This window comes from Saccharococcus sp. Marseille-Q5394 (assembly GCF_946901335.1).
In the GTDB taxonomy this organism is placed as follows: domain Bacteria; phylum Bacillota; class Bacilli; order Bacillales_A; family Planococcaceae; genus Sporosarcina; species Sporosarcina luteola_C.
Window position 1 is genome coordinate 224,622 of sequence record NZ_CAMPPQ010000001.1, and the last position, 20,245, is coordinate 244,866.

Annotated in this window: 18 protein-coding genes; all 18 read left to right on the forward strand. The window is 45.8% G+C overall.

What is annotated here, in order from left to right; translation table 11 throughout:
- The first annotated feature begins 28 nt into the window (after nucleotides 1-28).
- The 18 genes from pyrH to rpsO all read left to right on the forward strand — a co-directional run bounded on the left by pyrH (nucleotide 29) and on the right by rpsO (nucleotide 20,153).
- Nucleotides 29-754, forward strand: coding sequence for a UMP kinase (pyrH, locus tag OC538_RS01125; RefSeq protein WP_251624027.1), 726 nt, complete (start codon nucleotides 29-31; stop codon nucleotides 752-754).
- Nucleotides 755-1,312, forward strand: a complete 558-nt coding sequence (gene frr, locus OC538_RS01130; protein ID WP_251694793.1) for a ribosome recycling factor — start codon at nucleotides 755-757, stop codon at nucleotides 1,310-1,312.
- A gap of 222 nt (nucleotides 1,313-1,534) precedes the next feature.
- Nucleotides 1,535-2,329, forward strand: coding sequence for an isoprenyl transferase (locus OC538_RS01135; RefSeq protein WP_251694792.1), 795 nt, complete (start codon nucleotides 1,535-1,537; stop codon nucleotides 2,327-2,329).
- Complete coding sequence (locus tag OC538_RS01140) at nucleotides 2,326-3,120, forward strand: phosphatidate cytidylyltransferase (protein WP_251694791.1); 795 nt, start codon at nucleotides 2,326-2,328, stop codon at nucleotides 3,118-3,120. Before OC538_RS01135 ends, OC538_RS01140 begins: the two co-directional genes overlap by 4 nt.
- Before the next feature lie 22 nt (nucleotides 3,121-3,142).
- Nucleotides 3,143-4,291 carry a 1-deoxy-D-xylulose-5-phosphate reductoisomerase gene (gene dxr / locus OC538_RS01145; protein WP_251694790.1) on the forward strand — a complete coding sequence of 383 codons (1,149 nt, stop codon included), beginning with the start codon at nucleotides 3,143-3,145 and terminating at the stop codon, nucleotides 4,289-4,291.
- A gap of 44 nt (nucleotides 4,292-4,335) precedes the next feature.
- A complete protein-coding gene (gene rseP / locus OC538_RS01150) occupies nucleotides 4,336-5,595 on the forward strand; it encodes an RIP metalloprotease RseP (RefSeq protein WP_262172947.1) in 1,260 nt (419 codons plus the stop codon).
- 38 nt (nucleotides 5,596-5,633) lie between these two features.
- Entirely contained in the window at nucleotides 5,634-7,334 is a 1,701-nt protein-coding gene (locus tag OC538_RS01155; protein ID WP_262172949.1) for a proline--tRNA ligase, read from the forward strand.
- A 75-nt stretch (nucleotides 7,335-7,409) separates the two neighbouring features.
- Complete coding sequence (locus OC538_RS01160; protein WP_262172951.1) at nucleotides 7,410-11,726, forward strand: PolC-type DNA polymerase III; 4,317 nt, start codon at nucleotides 7,410-7,412, stop codon at nucleotides 11,724-11,726.
- Between the two features lie 212 nt (nucleotides 11,727-11,938).
- Entirely contained in the window at nucleotides 11,939-12,415 is a 477-nt protein-coding gene (rimP, locus tag OC538_RS01165) for a ribosome maturation factor RimP (RefSeq protein ID WP_251694786.1), read from the forward strand.
- 22 nt (nucleotides 12,416-12,437) lie between these two features.
- On the forward strand, nucleotides 12,438-13,658 hold the full coding sequence (nusA, locus tag OC538_RS01170) for a transcription termination factor NusA (protein ID WP_251694785.1): 1,221 nt from the start codon (nucleotides 12,438-12,440) through the stop codon (nucleotides 13,656-13,658).
- A 19-nt stretch (nucleotides 13,659-13,677) separates the two neighbouring features.
- Entirely contained in the window at nucleotides 13,678-13,956 is a 279-nt protein-coding gene (rnpM, locus tag OC538_RS01175; protein WP_251694784.1) for an RNase P modulator RnpM, read from the forward strand.
- Nucleotides 13,953-14,327: a YlxQ family RNA-binding protein gene (locus tag OC538_RS01180; RefSeq protein ID WP_262172952.1), complete on the forward strand. Its 375-nt coding sequence runs from the start codon at nucleotides 13,953-13,955 to the stop codon at nucleotides 14,325-14,327. The genes rnpM and OC538_RS01180 overlap by 4 nt, the downstream gene beginning before the upstream one ends.
- Nucleotides 14,275-16,893: a translation initiation factor IF-2 gene (gene infB, locus OC538_RS01185; protein ID WP_262172954.1), complete on the forward strand. Its 2,619-nt coding sequence runs from the start codon at nucleotides 14,275-14,277 to the stop codon at nucleotides 16,891-16,893. Before OC538_RS01180 ends, infB begins: the two co-directional genes overlap by 53 nt.
- Nucleotides 16,890-17,168 (forward strand): DUF503 domain-containing protein, encoded by a 279-nt coding sequence (locus OC538_RS01190; RefSeq protein ID WP_251694781.1) that lies wholly within the window; start codon nucleotides 16,890-16,892, stop codon nucleotides 17,166-17,168. Before infB ends, OC538_RS01190 begins: the two co-directional genes overlap by 4 nt.
- Nucleotides 17,169-17,190: 22 nt before the next feature.
- Entirely contained in the window at nucleotides 17,191-17,541 is a 351-nt protein-coding gene (gene rbfA / locus OC538_RS01195) for a 30S ribosome-binding factor RbfA (RefSeq protein WP_262172956.1), read from the forward strand.
- A gap of 85 nt (nucleotides 17,542-17,626) precedes the next feature.
- On the forward strand, nucleotides 17,627-18,538 hold the full coding sequence (gene truB / locus OC538_RS01200) for a tRNA pseudouridine(55) synthase TruB (RefSeq protein WP_251694779.1): 912 nt from the start codon (nucleotides 17,627-17,629) through the stop codon (nucleotides 18,536-18,538).
- A gap of 11 nt (nucleotides 18,539-18,549) precedes the next feature.
- Nucleotides 18,550-19,497, forward strand: a complete 948-nt coding sequence (locus OC538_RS01205; protein WP_262172957.1) for a bifunctional riboflavin kinase/FAD synthetase — start codon at nucleotides 18,550-18,552, stop codon at nucleotides 19,495-19,497.
- A 386-nt stretch (nucleotides 19,498-19,883) separates the two neighbouring features.
- Nucleotides 19,884-20,153, forward strand: a complete 270-nt coding sequence (rpsO, locus tag OC538_RS01210; protein WP_251694777.1) for a 30S ribosomal protein S15 — start codon at nucleotides 19,884-19,886, stop codon at nucleotides 20,151-20,153.
- The last annotated feature ends 92 nt before the right edge of the window (nucleotides 20,154-20,245 follow it).

Here is a 20,245-nt window from a genome sequence, read left to right on the forward strand (position 1 = left end):
GAGAAAACACAGTAGACGGAGGGTACATATGGGCGTCCCAAAATATAAAAGAATTGTTTTGAAGCTTAGCGGCGAGGCACTTGCGGGTGAAAAAGGCTATGGTCTATCACCGGAAATCATCAAGACAGTCGCAGTACAAGTGAAAGAAGTTGTTGACCTTGGTGTGGAAGTTGCGGTCGTAGTTGGTGGAGGAAACATATGGCGTGGTAAAATTGGCAGTGAGATGGGGATGGACCGGACAACTGCGGATTATATGGGTATGCTTGCCACGGTCATGAATTCATTGGCTCTTCAAGACGCTCTTGAAAAGTTAGACGTAGAAACACGTGTATCGTCATCGATCGATATGCGGCAAGTGGCTGAGCCATATATCCGTAGGAAAGCGATTCGCCATCTTGAGAAAAAGCGGGTCGTCATTTTTGCCGCTGGAACAGGGAATCCTTATTTCTCAACGGATACGACAGCTGCACTTAGAGCGGCTGAAATCGAAGCGGACGTCATCTTGATGGCGAAAAACAATGTTGACGGCGTCTATTCAGCGGATCCATTAAAAGATGAGACCGCAGTTAAATACACGGAATTGACGTACTTGGAAGTTATCAGCCAAGGCCTTGAAGTCATGGATTCCACTGCTTCAACCCTATGTATGGACAATGATATCCCTCTCGTAGTATTCTCAATTATGGATAATGGAAATATTAAAAAGGCCGTGCTTGGTGAACCAATCGGTACGGTTGTCAGGAGGAATGGGTAAATGCCGAAAGCGGTAATGGATCAAACGAAGGAAAGAATGGACAAAGCGATCGGGTCTTTCTCGAGACAGCTTGCTTCCATCCGGGCAGGACGTGCAAATGCTTCATTGCTTGATCGGATTTCAGTACTTTATTACGGAGCTCCGACGCCATTGAACCAAATGGCAGGCATCTCTGTGCCAGAGGCGAGACTGATGGTCATCCAGCCGTATGATAAGACGACTTTAGGTGATATTGAAAAGGCGATATTGAAATCGGATATCGGTATCACTCCTTCCAATGATGGATCTGTCATCCGTTTGGCAGTACCTGCTTTGACGGAAGAGCGACGCAAGGAATTGGTGAAGGAAGTCAAAAAAGAAGCAGAAGACTCTAAGATTGCAATCCGCAACGTACGCCGGGATGCTAATGATGAGTTGAAAAAGCTTGAAAAAGATGGGGACATCACTGAGGACGAACTACGCCGTGAAGGTGAAGAAATCCAGAAGTTGACTGATTCCTACATCGTTAAAATTGATGAGCTTGCAAAAGATAAAGAAAATGAAATCATGGAAATCTGATCGAAGAACTTTCTATACATTGGGGCGTCCTACTTTCAGGACGTCTTTTTTTCTGACCGTATTTCATTCACTTTCCAGAATGATAAATAATTCACTACACAACAAGCATAATCTAAAAGAGCACAAACTCTAATTTTTAACTGTTTTAAATGAAATTTATCGGCCGATTTGATACGATAGACTAGGTACTTGCTCAAATAGCAGGCGAGTGGAGGAAACGGAATGCTAGATAAACTGTTACGGAAAAAAACTGTAGAAAACCAACCATCAATTTCCGACAGGCTTACGAAAGTCAAAAGTAGAACAATACCTTCACACGTCGCCATCATAATGGATGGAAACGGCAGATGGGCAAGACGACGCAGTTTACCGCGGATTGCGGGCCATCATGAAGGAATGAAGACCGTCCGGAAAATTACCCGGATTGCAAATGAAATTGGTATCGAAGTCTTGACATTGTACGCATTTTCGACTGAAAACTGGAAGCGACCAAAAATGGAGATCGACTTTTTGATGAAACTGCCCGGTGAGTTCCTGACAACGTACTTGCCTGAACTGATCGAACAGAACGTAAAGGTTGAAATGATCGGGAATTTCGATGCCCTTCCGCCACATACCAAAGAGGCAATCGTAAAAGCGATAGAAGCCACTTCAAGCAATGATGGACTTGTCCTGAATTTCGCAATGAATTATGGCAGCCGTCTGGAAATGGTGGAGGCAGTGAAAGAAATCGCCAAAATGGCTGTCGACAATCAAATAACAGTCAATGAGATTGACGAATCACTGATCGGATCACATCTCATGACATCACACTTGCCCGAACCTGACTTGCTCATCAGGACGAGTGGAGAAGTGCGATTGTCGAATTTCATGCTTTGGCAGCTAGCTTATTCGGAATTTTCCTTTACAGAGGTTCTCTGGCCGGACTTCGATGAGTCGTGCATGTTAAGCGCAATCGAAGAATTCCAAATGCGCAATCGAAGATTTGGAAGTGTGGAAGGGGATAAAGGAGATTGAAACAGAGAATTATTACAGCGATCGCCGCATTGGCCATATTTTTCCCGCTCGTTATCATCGGTGGGCTCCCATTTACTATCGCCATTTATATTATTGCCTCAATCGGGTTATATGAATTGCTGCGCATGAAAGATATTCGGATATTTTCTTTCGAAGGTATTACCGTCTGGATTGCACTCGCGATATTATTACTGCCATCAAAATGGACTGCTGAAGTAGAGCAGTGGATCGGCTATTCGAAAATTGAAATGATGTTTGCACTCATTCTTATTTTATTGATTTATACAGTCATCTCTAAAAATAGATTTACATTCGATCATGCAGCGTTTACAGCATTTAGTGCATTATACGTTGGCATCGGATTTTATTATTTGATTGAAACCCGTTTTTATGGGTTTGAGTATGTTTTTTATGCACTTCTAGTAATTTGGACAACTGACTCAGGTGCATATTTTATTGGCAGGAAGATTGGTAAACGGAAACTATGGCCGGATATCTCTCCGAATAAGACAGTTGAAGGGTTTATCGGAGGCATCGCATTTGCCGTCTTGTTTGCTTGCGTCTTCCAAATCTTTTATCCATTAGCGCCATCATTCTTAATGTTGGTCATCGTAACGATCATCGCTTCGATTGTCGGACAGTTAGGGGATTTGGTCGAGTCAGCGTTGAAGAGGCATTTCAATGTGAAAGATTCCGGGAATCTGTTGCCGGGACATGGAGGAATTCTTGATCGTTTCGATAGTCTCCTTTTCGTGTTGCCGCTCATTCATTTTTTACACCTAGTCGGTTGATGGAAAGGAAGTTATTCATATTATGACGAAGAAAATTAGTCTGCTCGGTGCGACGGGATCAATCGGCACTCAGACTCTCGATATTATTCAATCAAACAAAGAGCAATTTAAACTCGTATCTTTTTCAGCCGGGATGAATATACCGAAAGTAAGGGAAATCACGGCACAATTCCGCCCGGAACTCGTATCTGTGATGCGGAAAGAAGATGCAGAATCATTGCAATCGGAATTTCCGGAAACGCGTTTTGTGCATGGCAAGGAAGGTCTAGTTGCTGTAGCAGCGCAGACTGGCGCAGACATGCTCGTCAATGCAGTTATCGGGAGCGTAGGTCTGGAACCGACTATGGAAGCCATCCGGCAAGGCATCACGATTGCCATTTCAAACAAAGAGACGCTCGTAGCCGCGGGAGACATTGTCATGGAAGAAGCCAGAAAGAGGAACGTTGCGCTTCTACCTGTTGACAGTGAACATTCAGCGCTATTCCAATCCATGAATGGCGAGAATCCCAAACGGGTTTCCCGGCTTATTCTGACGGCTTCCGGCGGAAGTTTCAGAGATCTGTCAAGGGATCAATTGCAAGGCGTTACTGTACAGCAGGCGTTGGCTCATCCGAATTGGTCCATGGGCAATAAGTTGACGATCGATTCCGCTACAATGATGAACAAAGGGCTTGAAGTGATTGAAGCTCATCATTTATTCAATATGCCGTATGACAGGATTGAATGTTTATTACACAAGGAAAGCATTATCCATTCAATGGTTGAATTCGAAGACACGAGTGTCATGGCACAGCTCGGCTCTCCTGACATGAGGGTGCCGATCCAATACGCGATGACGTATCCGGATCGGATTCCGATGCAAAACGCCAAGCCGCTCCGTCTAGAGGAAATTGGAACACTCCATTTTGAGAAGATGGATTTCAACCGTTTCAAAGCCCTCGCCCTCGCCTACGAAGCAGGCAGGCAAGGCGGAACGATGCCGACAGTGATGAATGCCGCAAATGAAGTGGCTGTCCAACTGTTCATGCAAGGCAGAATACCTTTCCTTCAAATCGAGGAAATTGTTGAACGGATGATGGACAATCATCAATCGATTTCATCTCCGGATTTGGAAACGATTTTAGAAACTGATTCAAGCACCCGTAAAATGGTGTATGATATGGTGAAATAAGTATTTCATAAATCGGCCGGTGAGGCCAGTTAAGGTGGTTTTTAATGGAAACCGTTATAGCTTTTATTATCATATTCGGCTCTCTTGTTTTTTTTCATGAATTAGGGCATTTCCTTTTCGCGAAAAAAGCCGGCATCATGGTACGTGAATTTGCAATTGGGTTCGGTCCGAAAATACTTGCCATACGGAAAAAGGAGACTCTTTATACGATCCGTATCCTTCCGCTTGGCGGGTATGTAAGAATGGCTGGCGAGGATTTCGACACTGTCGAATTACAGCCCGGATACCGGGTAGGCGTCATTCTGAATAATGACGATGAAATCGAAAAGATTTATTTAAACCGCGATGTATCCAATCCGAATGTCTTGTTTTTGGAAACGGAAGCTGCCGATTTAAGTAAGGAACTTTTCATCGAAGGATATGATGAGGACGGGAATCTTGTGAAATATAGAATTTCCCGAAATGCTGTCATCTATGAAAAAGGTCAGGAGACGCTAATTGCGCCTTATGATCGCCAATTCGATTCGAAGTCGTTGGGCAGCCGGGCGATGGCTATTTTTGCAGGACCTCTATTCAATTTCATCCTCGCTTTCTTCATCTTTTTGGCAATTGGTCTTTTGCATGGCATCCCTACAAATGAGCCGATCATTAAGGAAGTTATCAGTAATAGCGCTGCTTACGCAGCGGGTATGGAAGCTGGAGATTTCGTCAAGGAAGTGGACGGTAAATCGATTGAAAGCTGGCAGGAATTTACCGAGACCATTCAGAAAAATCCTGGCAAAAACCTTCAAATGAAGGTTGAGAGGAACGGAGAAATGGTGACAATGGCGGTCGTTCCTGAGAAAGTGGTCAAAGATGGAGATGAATTCGGTCAGATTGGTGTCATGTATGAAAGTCCAGTTGAAAAGAATGCATTGAAAGCATTTGCTTTTGGCGCGGAGCAGACCTTTAGCTGGATGAAAAGGATATTCGAACTTCTCGGCATGCTCGTCACCGGTAAGTTTACAATTGATGCATTAAGCGGACCTGTCGGCATTTACAAAGCGACAGAGGAGGTCGCTCAATGGGGTGTGTTTTCCCTTATGAACTGGGCCGCCGTGTTAAGCATTAACTTGGGAATCATGAATCTGTTGCCGCTGCCTGCATTGGACGGCGGAAGATTGCTCTTCTTCCTATTTGAAGGAGTCCGAGGGAAACCTATCGACAAACAGAAAGAGGGCATGGTTCATTTTGTTGGCATCATGTTACTGATGGTTCTTATGCTCGTCGTTACTTGGAATGACATACAACGATTCTTTTTTTAATAATATAGTTCATTATAGAAATTCGAGGTGAAATCTTCATGAAACAATCACGGACATTCATCCCGACTATGCGTGAAATACCGACGGATGCGGATATCATTTCCCATCAACTTCTGCTCCGGGCAGGATATATCCGCCAACATATGAGTGGTGTTTATTCTTTTCTTCCGCTCGCAAAAAAAGTGATTCGGAAGATTGAAAGCATCATAAGGGAAGAGATGGAGGCAATTGATGCAGTTGAAATATTCATGCCGACGTTGCAGCCGTCCGGGCTTTGGGAAGAGTCAGGGCGATGGTCTTCGTACGGAGCTGAACTTTTCAGGCTTAAGGATCGACATGATCGTCAATTGGCTCTAGGCCCAACTCATGAAGAAGTGGTTACCTCACTCATCCGGGATGAAGTGAAATCCTATAAGAAACTTCCGCTGACGGTCTTTCAGATCCAGACGAAGTTCAGGGATGAAAAACGGCCGCGCTTCGGACTGCTTCGCGGCAGGGAATTCATCATGAAGGATGCTTATTCGTTCCATTCATCAAAAGAAAGTCTAGAAGAGAAGTATAATGAAATGATGCAAGCTTACTCGAATATCTTTTCGAGACTCGGCTTGGATTTCCGGACTGTCATTGCAGATGGTGGTACAATCGGCGGTGATGGAACTCACGAGTTCATGGCCTTGTCCGATATCGGGGAAGATACGATTGCTTACAGCGACGCTTCCCCATACGCCGCAAATATTGAAATGGCCGAAGTCAATACGGAATATGTAAAATCCAAAGAAACGTTGAAAGAGCTCGTGAAGGTCGATACGCCGGGACAGAGGACGATTGCGGATGTAGCGGACTTCTTAAACGTAGATCCTTCTAAAGTGATTAAAACGCTCCTCTTCAAAGCTGATGGAAAGCTAGTTGTCGTGTTGTCACGCGGTGATTATGATATCAACGAAATCAAGTTGAAAAATGCATTGCAAGCAAAGGATATTAACCTTGCTACAGAGAGCGAGATTGAAGAAATGCTAGCTTGCAAAGCTGGCTCCATCGGTCCTGTCAAACTGCCTCTGGATTTGAAAGTGTATGCAGATTTCGCGGTCGAAAAGATCGTAAATGGCGTTTGTGGGGCAAACGAAGATGGATGCCATTTGATGAATGTTAATCCTGAGCGTGATTTTGCTATTGAGCGCTATTTAGATCTAAGATACATCAGGGAAGGGGATCCTTCACCGGACGGTATTGGAACAATTCGATTTGCCAAAGGAATTGAACTTGGCCATATCTTTAAATTGGGAACCGCTTATAGCGGACCGATGAAAGCGACGTACCTCGATGAAAACGGCAAAGCTCAACCTTATATTATGGGGTGCTATGGCATTGGCGTTTCAAGGATTTTGGCGGCTGTCGCTGAGCAGCATCATGATGCAAATGGGTTAAAATGGCCGAAGCATATTTCCCCGTATGATATTCACCTCGTTACGATCAACAGTAAGGATGAAGCGCAATCAAAACTGTCGGATGAGCTTTATCATCTGCTAAAATCATACCGATATGACATTTTACATGACGATCGTGACGTGCGGCCGGGTGTTAAGTTCACGGATGCAGATCTTATCGGGTTGCCAGTACGTCTGACAATCGGCAAGAAAGCGCAGGATGGAATAATCGAAGTGAAATTCAGGGGCACTGGAGAAACCGTCGAGTGGCAAAAAGAAGAAGTAACAGAAAAGCTGCAAGCCTATTTTGGATGAAAAATAAAAGGTAGGGAGGGGAGGCCGGATACCGGTACTTCCCTTCTTTTCACTGTACGAAGCGGGGGGATACATATGGATGCAAAATTGAAGTTGCTGACATTGCTGCAGCAAATCGGAATGGCAGATGATCAAATGATCGTTCATTTCGAGCATGGAACGTTAGAACGGGTCGATATTCACCGTAAATCAAGAATGTGGCAATTTAATGTGGAATTGGAAAAAACATTACCTGTCCAAGTCTTTCAGTTGTTCCAACAAAGGATGACGGAAGCCTTTACGTCCATCGCCGCGGTACGCCTTCAAATTACTGTGCGGACGAAAGAAGGGGATCCTGAACTGATTGTCGGCTATTGGCCATTTGTCTTACAGGAGATGCGGGATATGTCGCCTCCGATCCGCGAGAGGCTTGCCGGACAAAAGCCAGTACTCGTTGGCGAGAAAATGACATTGACTTGCGTAAATGATTTCGAACAACAAACGATGAAAAATAAATATGGCCGCATTATCGCAGAGGTTTATGAATCTTTCGGATTTCCATCGATGGCAATCGAATTCACGATATCTGAGGAAGCGGAAAATAATGAAGCGGAAATACTTGCTTTCATGGCGCAGAAACAGGCGGAAGAAGAAGCGTATGCCAAGAATGCCTTAGCCAACCTTCAAAAAATGGAGGCGATGAAGAAGGAGAACGGCGATTTCGGGAACAGACCATTCGTATTGGGAGTCCCGATCAAACCCGATGAACCGATCATTGGCATCCAGGCGATACAGGATGAAGAAAGACGCCTAACAATCGAAGGCTACGTCTTTGATGCAGAGGTTAGAGAATTAAGAAGCGGCCGATCATTGCTCACAATAAAAGTGACGGATTACACAGACTCAATTCTTGTAAAAATGTTTTCTCGGGATAACGAAGATGCAGAGCTCATGAAAACGTTGAAAAAAGGAGCATGGGTACGTGCGAGGGGTAGCATCCAGAACGATACATTCGTACGGGACCTCATCATGATGGCCCAGGACATCATGGAGGTCACTCCTGTCATCAGAAAAGACAGCGCACCTGAAGACCGGAAACGGATTGAATTGCATGCACATACGACAATGAGTCAAATGGATGCAGTAACATCGGCATCGGCATTAGTCGCTCAGGCGGCGAAATGGGGGCATCCTGCAGTTGCTATCACCGATCATGCAAATGTCCAATCGTTTCCTGAAGCTTATTCTGCGGGCAAGAAACATGGCATAAAAGTGTTATTCGGTTTAGAAGCGAACTTGGTGGATGATGGTGTGCCGATTGTCTTTGACGAGCAGCATCGTGAGCTCGAAAATGAAACATTTGTCGTATTTGACGTGGAGACGACAGGTCTATCTGCGGTGTACGACACAATAATCGAGTTGGCTGCAGTCAAAGTCGTAAATGGTGAGCTTAAGGAACGATTTGAAAGGTTCGCGAACCCCCATCATCCCTTATCTTCCACAACGATTGAACTTACTGGCATAACAGATGATATGGTGAAAGACGCTCCCGAAGTTTCAGAAGTCATAAAGGACTTCAAGGAGTTCATCGGGGATGCAATCCTTGTCGCTCATAACGCATCATTTGATATGGGCTTCTTTTATGAAGCGAGCAAAAAGGCGGGTTTGCATGACAAGAACTATCCTGTCATTGATACACTCGAATTGGCACGTTTCCTCTATCCGGAAATGCGGAATCACAGATTGAACACCTTGGCGAAGAAGTTCGATATTGAACTGACGCAGCATCACCGCGCGATCTATGATACCGAAGCGACAGCCTATCTGTTCATCCGTCTTATGAAAGAGGCAGCGACGGAAAAAGGAATCGTTTACTTGGATGACTTCAATAAACATATAGGGGAAGGGGATGCCTACAAACGTTCAAGGCCATCCCACTGTACTTTGCTTGCAACGGATGACGAAGGCTTGAAGAATCTATTCAAACTCGTTTCCATTTCCCATATGAACTACTTTTACAGAGTACCGCGCATCCCTCGTTCATTATTGATGAAATACCGCAAGGGACTCCTTGTCGGTTCGGGATGCGACAAAGGTGAAGTCTTCGAAGGTTTGATGCAGAAATCGATGGAAGAGGTTGAAGAAATCGCAGGCTTCTATGACTATCTGGAGTTGCATCCGAAACCTGCCTATTCCCATTTGATTGAATTGGAATTGATCAGGGATGAATGGAATCTTGAAGATATAATGCGAAAGATGATCAAGCTTGGGAAAAAGGTGGGGCTTCCTGTATGTGCTACGGGGAATGTCCACTATATTGACGAAACGGACGCGACGTATCGTCAAGTTCTTGTCCGTTCCCAAGGCGGAGCAAATCCGATGAACCGTCACTCATTGCCTGAAGTCCATTTCCGGACGACTGATGAAATGCTCGAGCACTTCTCGTTTTTAGGCAAGGAAGTCGCTGAAGAAATTGTCATTGATAATCCGCAGGCAGTGGCCGACCGCATCGGAGATGTGAAAGTGATTAAAGATGATTTGTATACACCGACAATCGTCGGTGCGGACGACGATGTTCGGGAATTGACCTATTCGATGGCACGCGATATTTACGGGGAGCAATTGCCTGAATTAGTCGAAGCGCGAATCGAGAAAGAATTGAAATCAATCATCGACAACGGCTTCGCGGTCATTTATCTCATATCACATAAGCTCGTCAAGAAATCCTTGAATGATGGATATCTCGTCGGATCCCGTGGGTCGGTCGGATCGTCCCTCGTCGCAACGATGATGGAAATCACGGAAGTGAATCCGATGCCACCACATTACGTATGCCCATCTTGCAAGCTATCGGAGTTCTTCGATGATGGTTCTGTCGGATCCGGATTCGATTTGCCGGACAAAGCATGTCCGTCATGCGGGGCGATGTTAAGAAAAGACGGCCAGGACATCCCGTTTGAAACATTCCTTGGTTTCAATGGAGATAAAGTACCGGACATCGATTTGAACTTCAGTGGAGAATACCAGGCACATGCACATAATTATACAAAAGAACTTTTCGGAGAAGACTATGTGTATCGTGCGGGAACAATTGGAACTGTTGCCGAAAAAACGGCGTACGGCTATGTCAGGGGTTATATGAATGACAATAACCTTCATTTGCGCGGCGCGGAAATTGACAGGCTCGTGCAAGGCTGTACAGGCGTTAAACGGAATACAGGGCAGCATCCGGGCGGAATCATCGTCGTCCCGGATAATATGGAGATTTTCGACTTCACGCCGATCCAATTCCCGGCAGACGATGCTGGGTCAAGTTGGCGTACAACGCATTTCGACTTCCATTCAATCGATAATAATCTTTTGAAGTTGGATATTCTGGGACATGATGATCCGACGATGATTAAAATGCTTGAGGACCTATCAGGCATCGATCCGAAAACGATTCCGCCGGATGATGAAGGGGTCATGGCTCTGTTTAGTGGGACATCCTCATTAGGCGTCACAGAAGAGCAGATCGATTGCAAAACTGGAACTTTGGGTGTGCCGGAATTCGGTACGCGCTTCGTAAGGCAAATGCTTGAGGAAACAAAACCGTCAACATTTTCGGAGCTTATTCAGATTTCCGGGCTTTCCCACGGAACCGACGTGTGGCTAGGCAATGCCCAAGAGCTGATTCAAAATAAGATCTGCCAATTGTCCGATGTGATTGGCTGCCGTGATGATATTATGGTCTACTTGATTTACCAAGGGCTAGAGCCGGCGATGGCGTTCAAGATAATGGAATCGGTGCGGAAAGGGAAAGGGCTGACGCCTGAATTCGAAGAGGCAATGAAGGCGAACCAAGTTCCCGGCTGGTATATCGATTCATGTAAAAAGATAAAATACATGTTCCCGAAGGCGCACGCCGCCGCGTATGTTCTGATGGCGCTTCGTATTGCTTATTTCAAAGTGCACTATCCGATCATGTATTACGCTGCGTATTTCACTGTCCGCGCGACCGATTACGATCTAGCGACAATGACGAAAGGCAATGCTTCCATCCGGGCGAAAATCAAAGAAATTAATGATAAAGGCTTAGAAGCATCGCCTAAAGAAAAGAACTTGCTCACGGTATTGGAGATTTCATTGGAAATGTGCGAACGTGGCTTTTCATTCGCTAAACCGGATCTATATAAATCCGACTCCACAGAATTTCTTATCGATGGCAATCAATTGATACCGCCTTTCGACGCGATTCCATCCCTAGGGACGAACGTTGCCAAAGCGATTGTCGAAGCTCGCAAGGATGGCATCTTCTTATCTAAGGAAGATCTGCAGCAACGGGGGAGAGTATCGAAAACGGTCATTGAATATATGGATTCATTAGGCTGTCTGGAAGGTATGCCCGATTCGAACCAACTTTCCCTTTTCTGAAACAACTTTCATTTGGCAACGGCAAGCACATAGCATCATCTAGACTCCGGGGTGGCCTCCGCTTTGGCACATTGTTTGCATTGACACCTAGTAGATGGTACAATTGGAGCAACTTTTGCTATATGTCTTGCGAAAAAAGAGTGGGATTTCCCGCTCTTTTCTGTTGTTTATTCGCATAAGACAAGTTTCAATCAAATCTCGGGAGGGTTATGATGAGTAAAATTACAGAAGAAGTTGAAAAGCTCGTCAGTCCGATAGTGAATGACCTTAAGTTGGAATTAGTTGATGTTGAATTTGTAAAAGAAGGAAGGGACTGGTTTTTACGCGTTTATATCGATACGCCGGAAGGGAATATCGATATTGAGCAGTGTGCACTCGTCAGCGAAAGGCTGAGCGAAGAACTGGACCGTACTGATCCAATCCCTCAAAACTATTTCCTTGAGGTTTCCTCACCCGGCGCCGAACGTCCGCTCAAAAAAGAAGAGGACTTCGTAAAAGCGGTCGGGCAATATGTATTCATTAAAACGTACGAACCGATCAACGGCATGAAAGAGTTTGAAGGATACTTGCTTTCTTACGGTCCTGATGCTGCAGAAGTTGAAATCCGCATCAAGACACGGAAATTGCAAGTCATCATCGACAAGGAAAAAATTGCATTTGCACGACTAGCAATCGATTTTTCCGCATAATTGAATATAGGAGTGATTAATTATGAGTAGTGATCTACTCGATGCATTGACAGCCCTTGAAAAGCAGAAAGGTATTTCAAGGGATGTCATTGTTGAAGCAATTGAGGCGGCACTTGTTACCGCATATAAAAGAAACTTCAACCAGGCGCAAAACGTGCGCGTCGATTTGAATTTGGAAAAAGGGACGATGAAAGTATATTCCCGTAAAGACGTCGTGGAAGAAGTGGAAGACGAAAGACTTCAAATCGCACTCGAAGACGCGTTAGCCATCAACCCGGCCTATGAACTCGGAGATATCGTCGAAGAAGAAGTGACGCCACGTGATTTCGGCCGGATTGCAGCACAAACTGCCAAGCAAGTTGTTACGCAGCGTGTTCGTGAAGCTGAACGTGGTCTGATCTATGATGAGTATGTAGATCGGGAAGACGACATCGTCAATGGGATCGTAGAGCGCCTGGACGCAAGGAATCTATATGTTGGGCTTGGGAAAGTGGAGGCCGTGCTGCCTTCGAGTGAACAGATCACTACAGAGTCCTACAAGCCTCATGACCGCATCAAAGTATATATTACGAAAGTTGAGCGCACTTCGAGAGGGCCTCAAGTTTTTGTTTCCCGTACGCATCCAGGACTTTTGCGTCGGCTGTTTGAAATGGAAGTTCCGGAAATCTATGACGGAACAGTTGAAATCAAATCGATTGCCCGTGAAGCGGGGGACCGATCGAAGATTTCAGTTCATACGAACAATGAGGAAGTCGATCCAGTTGGTTCATGCGTCGGATCCAGAGGTGCGCGCGTCCAATCCATATCCAATGAATTGAATGGAGAAAAGGTTGATATCGTAGAATGGTCCGAGGATCCTGTAATCTTTGTCGCAAATGCATTGAGTCCATCCAAAGTGTTGGACGTGCAAGTGAATGAAGAAGACAGATCCACAACAGTCGTAGTGCCAGATTACCAGTTATCGCTGGCGATTGGCAAACGTGGGCAGAATGCCCGTTTGGCCGCCAAATTGACTGGATGGAAAATCGACATTAAAAGCGAAACGGATGCTCGTGAGCTAGGCATTTATCCGCCTATCTCCGATCAATCGAGCGGAGAACGGCTATTTGAAGAGGATGTATATGCCGTTACCGAAAATGGAAATGATGAATATAATGAGGATCCGTATTTAGATAATGAACCGGATGATGAATCCGATATCGAAACAATCGACTTATATTCAGAAACCGACGAAGACAATTGAGTTGAAAGGATGACTGCCCATGACAAGCAAAAAGAAAATACCTTTGCGTAAATGTGCGGCGACAGGCGAGATGTTGCCAAAGAAGGAAATGATCCGCATTGTCCGCACAAAAGAAGGTGAAGTTTCGGTCGATCTGACAGGCAAAAAATCAGGACGTGGTACATATGTATCTAAAACTGAAAAGGCTGTTGAAACTGCAAAACGCAATAGATCGATTGAAAGCCAGCTTGGAACATCGGTGCCTGAGGAAGTCTATGATGATCTTCTACATGCAATCCGTCGTGAGGCATTGAAATGAATCCTACAGCGATCTTTCAATTGTTAGGAATGGCTGCGAGGGCCCGGAAACTGATTACCGGTGAAGAGCTGGTCGTCAAAGAAGTGCGATCGGGTAATGCTCGCTTGGTCATCGTTTCTGAGGATGCTTCAAAAAACACACAGAAAAAAGTAAATGACAAATGTAGTTTTTACAACGTTGAGAAGCATGTGTTCGGGAGCCGGGAAGCTCTCGGCCATGCAATCGGAAAAGAGTCGCGGGTCGTACTCGCGTTAACGGATGCCGGCTTTGCCGGAAAATTATCCGGGCTCCTCAACGAATATAACCGGGGGTGGGCTAATGACGAAGATACGTGTACACGAATACGCGAAGCAAGTGAATCGGACGAGTAAAGAAGTCATCGAGGAGCTTGGGAAAATAAATGTGAATGTAACGAACCATATGTCGATGCTTGATAGAGAGGCGACATCAAAATTGGATCAACGTTTCGGTAAAGGCGGTTCTACTCCATCTGACGAGCCTCGAAGTGGAAACAATGACCGGAAACCAGTTTCAAATGCATCACGTCCAACAGGCAATGGCCAGGACAACAAGCAACCGAGCGGCCAGCGTCAAGGACAAGGCACCCAAGGCGGTAACCGTCCTACATCTCAAGGCGGTCAACGTCCAGGACAAAGCGCTCAAGGCGGTCAACGTCAAGGACAAGGCGCTCAAGGCGGCAACCGTCCTGCATCTCAAGGCGGCCAACGTCCAGGTCAAGGCACGCAAGGCGGCAACCGTCCTGCATCTCAAGGCGGCCAACGTCCAGGGCAAGGTGCTCAAGGCGGCAACCGCCCTGCATCTCAAGGCGGTCAACGTCCAGGTCAAGGCGCGCAAGGCGGCAACCGTCCTGCATCTCAAGGCGGCCAACGTCCAGGTCAAGGCGCTCAAGGCGGCAACCGCCCTGCATCTCAAGGCGGTCAACGTCCAGGTCAAGGCGCGCAAGGCGGCAACCGTCCTGCATCTCAAGGCGGTCAACGCACTGGCCAAGGGGCGCAAACAGGAAACCGTCCGGCAACTCAGGGCGGCCAACGTCCAGGACAAGGGGCTCCAGGCGGAAATCGACCTGCTGGACGCGGCGGAAGACCACCTGCACGGGGTATTAACCAAGGACGGAGAAGACATCGTCCTGCACCAATGCCGAAAGTGGAAAAACCATTGCCGGAAAAGATCACATTCTATGAATCGCTTACAGTCGGTGAACTTGCGAACAAACTCGGCAGGGAACCATCCGAAATCATCAAAAAGCTATTTATGCTTGGCGTCATGGCGACGATCAACCAAGAGCTGGATAAAGATGCTATCGAGTTGATTTGTGCGGAATATGAAGTGGAAGTGGAAGAAGAAATCCGTATCGATGTGACGGATCTTGAAATTTACTTCGAGGAACCTGAAGAGACTGAAGCGGAATTGACAGAGCGTCCTCCTGTCGTAACAATTATGGGTCACGTTGACCACGGTAAAACGACGCTTCTCGATTCGATCCGTGATACGAAGGTTACACAAGGGGAAGCTGGTGGTATCACACAGCATATCGGCGCATATCAGATCAACGCTGATGGCAAGAAGATCACGTTCCTGGATACACCTGGCCACGCAGCATTTACAACAATGCGGGCGCGTGGAGCAAAAGTAACAGACATCACGATTCTTGTCGTGGCAGCTGATGACGGTGTCATGCCTCAAACAGTTGAAGCGATCAACCACGCGAAAGCTGCTGAAGTGCCGATAATCGTAGCTGTAAACAAAATGGATAAACCAACTGCGAACCCTGACCGAGTCATGCAGGAGCTGACAGAGCATGGCTTATTGGCTGAGGCATGGGGTGGGGATACGATCTTCGTACCGATTTCAGCTTTAAAAGGTGAGGGAATCGATCAGCTATTAGAAATGGTCTTGTTGGTGGCAGAAGTCGCGGAATTGAAAGCAAGCAAGAATATCCGTGCAAAAGGTTCTGTCATTGAAGCACAATTGGATCGTGGAAAAGGATCGGTCGCAACGCTTCTCGTCCAGGATGGAACGCTTCGTGTAGGTGATCCAATTGTCGTTGGAAACACATTCGGGAAAGTACGTGCTATGATTAACGACCTTGGCCGCCGGGTGAAGGAAGCAGGTCCATCTACGCCGGTTGAAATTACTGGTCTTAGCGATGTACCGCAAGCGGGCGATCGTTTTGTCGTCTTCGAAGATGAAAAGACAGCTCGTCAAATCGCTGAATCAAGAGCAGGTGACGCATTGCAGGAGCAACGCGGCGAGAAAACACGTGTAACGCTTGATAACCTATTCGATCAGATGAAACAAGGGGAAATGAAGGAATTGAACCTTATCGTCAAAGCTGACGTACAAGGAACAGTCGAAGCCATGGCAGCTTCCCTTATGAAAATCGAAGTTGAAGGTGTCAATGTCCGGATCATCCATACTGGAGCAGGCGCCATTAACGAATCGGATATCTCCCTAGCGGCAGCATCCAATGCTATCGTCATCGGTTTCAACGTCCGTCCAGATGTCAATGCTAAACGTGCAGCTGAAGCAGAAGGCGTCGATATCCGATTGCACCGCGTCATCTATAAGGTGATCGAGGAAATCGAATCCGCTATGAAAGGCTTGTTAGATCCTGAGTATGAAGAAAAAGTGATCGGCCAAGCAGAAGTACGTGAAACATTCAAAGTTTCGAAAATCGGAACGATTGCGGGAAGCTACGTAACGGAAGGAAAAATCACCCGTGACGCAGGCGTACGTGTCCTACGGGATAATATCGTGATCTTCGAAGGCGAACTCGACACATTGAAAAGATTCAAGGACGATGTGAAAGAAGTTGCTAGAGGCTATGAGTGCGGAATTACCGTGAAAAACTTCAATGATATTAAAGAAGGCGACATCTTTGAAGCCTTCATCATGGAGGAAATCAAGCGGGCATGATCGTCTATGCGGAATGCACATTCTTCATCCCTGACGTCCATTCGTTGAAAGGCAAACGATCCGTCTTGAAAAGAATGACAGATCGTGTAAAAAATGAATTTAACGTTTCCATCGCCGAAATCGATCATCAAGACTTATGGCAAAGAACTACAATTGCTCTCGTTTCGGTCGCGTCCTTAAAAGACGCTGCCGAAGGGGAGACGAGAAGAGCCATCCGTTTTTTGGAATCGAATCCGGAATGGGAAATGACAGAAATGATACTTGACTACTATTGATACGGAATCGGGGTGACCATCCATGTCTATGCGTGCGAATCGTGTTGCTGAACAGATGAAGAAAGAATTAGGCGGAATCATTGGCCAAAAATTGAAAGACCCTCGCATCGGCTTTGTCACTGTGACGGACGTTGAAGTGACGGGGGATCTGCAACAGGCAACTATATTCATTTCAGTACTTGGAAATGAAGCGGAAAAAGAGGGAACTCTTGCCGGCCTGACGAAGGCAAAAGGGTTTATCCGTACGGAGATCGGGCAGCGGATAAGACTCAGGAAGACACCGGAAATCGAATTTGCATTTGATGATTCCGTCGAATACGGAAATCGTATCGAATCACTGCTTCGTCAAGTGAACAGTGAAGAAGAAGAATGAATGAATGATTGGAGGAAGTCGGCGTCCAAATGGACTTTCCGGCTTCCTCCATTTTGCTTACTAAAGGTAAATGAGGAGGATGTATATGGATGGGATTCTACCTTTATGGAAACAAAAAGGGATGACTTCGCATGATTGCGTATTCAAGCTGAGAAAAATCTTAGGTATGAAAAGAGTTGGGCATACTGGGACACTTGATCCAAACGTGGAAGGCGTCCTGCCGATTTGTCTTGGACAAGCTACAAAAGTTGCGGAATACATCACTGACTCAGGTAAGGAGTATATTGCCACCGTCTCAATCGGTACTTCAACTGAAACTGAGGATGCAGATGGCGCGATCGTCTCAGCAGATGATTCCTACAAAAAACTTAGCCGGGAAGCTATTCTTCAAGTACTTGAGCAGCTTACCGGTGAGATTGTTCAAATACCGCCAATGTATTCCGCTGTAAAAGTGAATGGCAAAAGGCTGTACGAATACGCAAGAAAAGGAATTGAAGTTGAAAGACCCGAACGAACAGTACATATATACGAAATCGAATTGCTCGACGAACGGGAGTCGTTCGAAGGGGAAGAGATTCAGTTCGTAATCCGGATTGCATGCGGAAAAGGAACATATATCAGAACATTATCCGTACAAATCGGTGAAAAGCTTGGGTATCCCGCCCATATGGCAAATTTAGTCCGGACAGCTTCCGGAAACTTCCGTAAAGATGATTGTTTGACGCTTGAGGAAGTGGCAGAGCAGAAAGTTCAAAACACTCTTGGACAACAAATCCGACCGCTTGAAGAGGCACTTGGCGAGTTTGAACTTGTCGAAATAGATGATGATTTATATGGTAAGATAATAAACGGACAAGTTTTACCGCAGCATCCTTCACTAGATGATAGGGAGGCCATCGTTTTTACGAAAATGGAAAAGGCGATTGCGATCTATTGCAAGCATCCGACAAAAGAAGGATTGATGAAACCTGATAAGATGTTTCCATTCAATCAGTAGGAGAGAATCTCATGGAAATTTACCATTTGCACTATCCATCTCAAACAACTATCGATGACAAAGGCCCTTTTTCGCTAGCCATCGGTTTTTTCGACGGGTTGCATAAAGGACATCAAACAGTGATAAAAGAAGCAAAAGCTAAAGCGGAGCAATTAGGAATCCGTTCCGCCGTCATGACGTTCGACCCTCATCCATCACACCTGTTTGGCAAGGGTAGAGAAAAAATCGGTTACATTACCAAGTACCCGGAAAAGTCACGTCTCCTGGAAGAAATGGGGATAGATGTCCTTTTCATTGTTACATTTGACTGGGACCTTGCTTCCCTTTCGCCGGAGCGATTCATTGAAATTTTTATTAAAGGCCTAGGGATCAAGCATGTCACCGCCGGCTTCGACTTCACGTTCGGCTCGAAAGGTGCTGGCACGATGGAACAGATGGCTTCGCTTTCCAATGAAGAATACGGAACGACGGTCATCGAAAAAGTTACGGATTCTGAAGATAAGATCTCATCAACCCGGATTCGTAAGCTTCTTTCCGAAGGGGGCGTTGAGAAGACCGCTTCATTGCTTGGAAGACCGTTCAGAACGGTCGGAACTGTCATCGACGGCGAAAAGAGAGGCAGGCTGCTCGGCTTTCCGACGGCAAACGTATCCATTGACGAAGATACCATCCTGCCTGCAAACGGGGTTTACGCAGTCCTATTCACCATTAATGGACAATCATATAAAGGCGTATGCAATGTCGGGGTGAAACCTACCTTCCACGACCCCGCTAAAGTGAAACCAAGCGTAGAAGTCCATGTGCTTGACTTCAATGCAGACTTGTACGGAAAAGAAGCAACAGTCGACTGGATCGCCCGCATCCGCCCAGAACAGAAATTCAATTCAGTTGACGAACTGATTGAACAAATAGGGAAGGACAAGGAAACCGCAAGACTATTGTTGAACAAAATGAACTAATAATCCGTTAACGGTGATTCTTGCTACTTGGAGTGCAAGGCGGCGACTCCTGGGGGATTAGCGAACGCCGTAACGTAGAACGGCGTTTGCGAGCACAAGCGTAGCGTTGCGAGCAATGTTTTCTGCGACATTAAGGGAGCAGGATGAGGCTGCCTTAATTTCTGCAAAAGGCGCAGAAATACGGCAAATCGAACCCTTCGCTGTTCGATTGGAAAGCGTCCGCCTGGAACGGAAAGTAGCAGTTTGAAAATGGACTTCTTAGTTGCATCCATAATCCGCTCATGTTATGATAAATCAGTGCAACAGCACTAACCTTTCCTTGGCAATTCGAATCACCAACGTTTGCTCGGGATTTGGGGATATTTAATTATTAGGAGGTGAAAAGGATGGCTATTACACAAGAACGTAAACATGAATTGATCAACGAATTCAAAACTCATGAAAACGATACTGGATCTGCTAATGTTCAGATCGCTATCCTTACTGAAGAGATCAACAATTTGAACGCTCACTTGGGCACTCATAAGAAAGACCACCACTCACGTCGTGGACTTTTAAAAATGATCGGTCGTCGTCGTAAGTTGCTTAAATACCTACGCGAAACTGAAGTTCAAAGTTACCGTGATCTTATTGCTAAACTCGGCCTTCGCCGTTAATAAGATGTATACGAAAAGCGGGCCTTGCCCGCTTTTTTTTATTGAATGATATTTTTCGCATATGTCCTTCTTTTTTGATACACTACTACGTA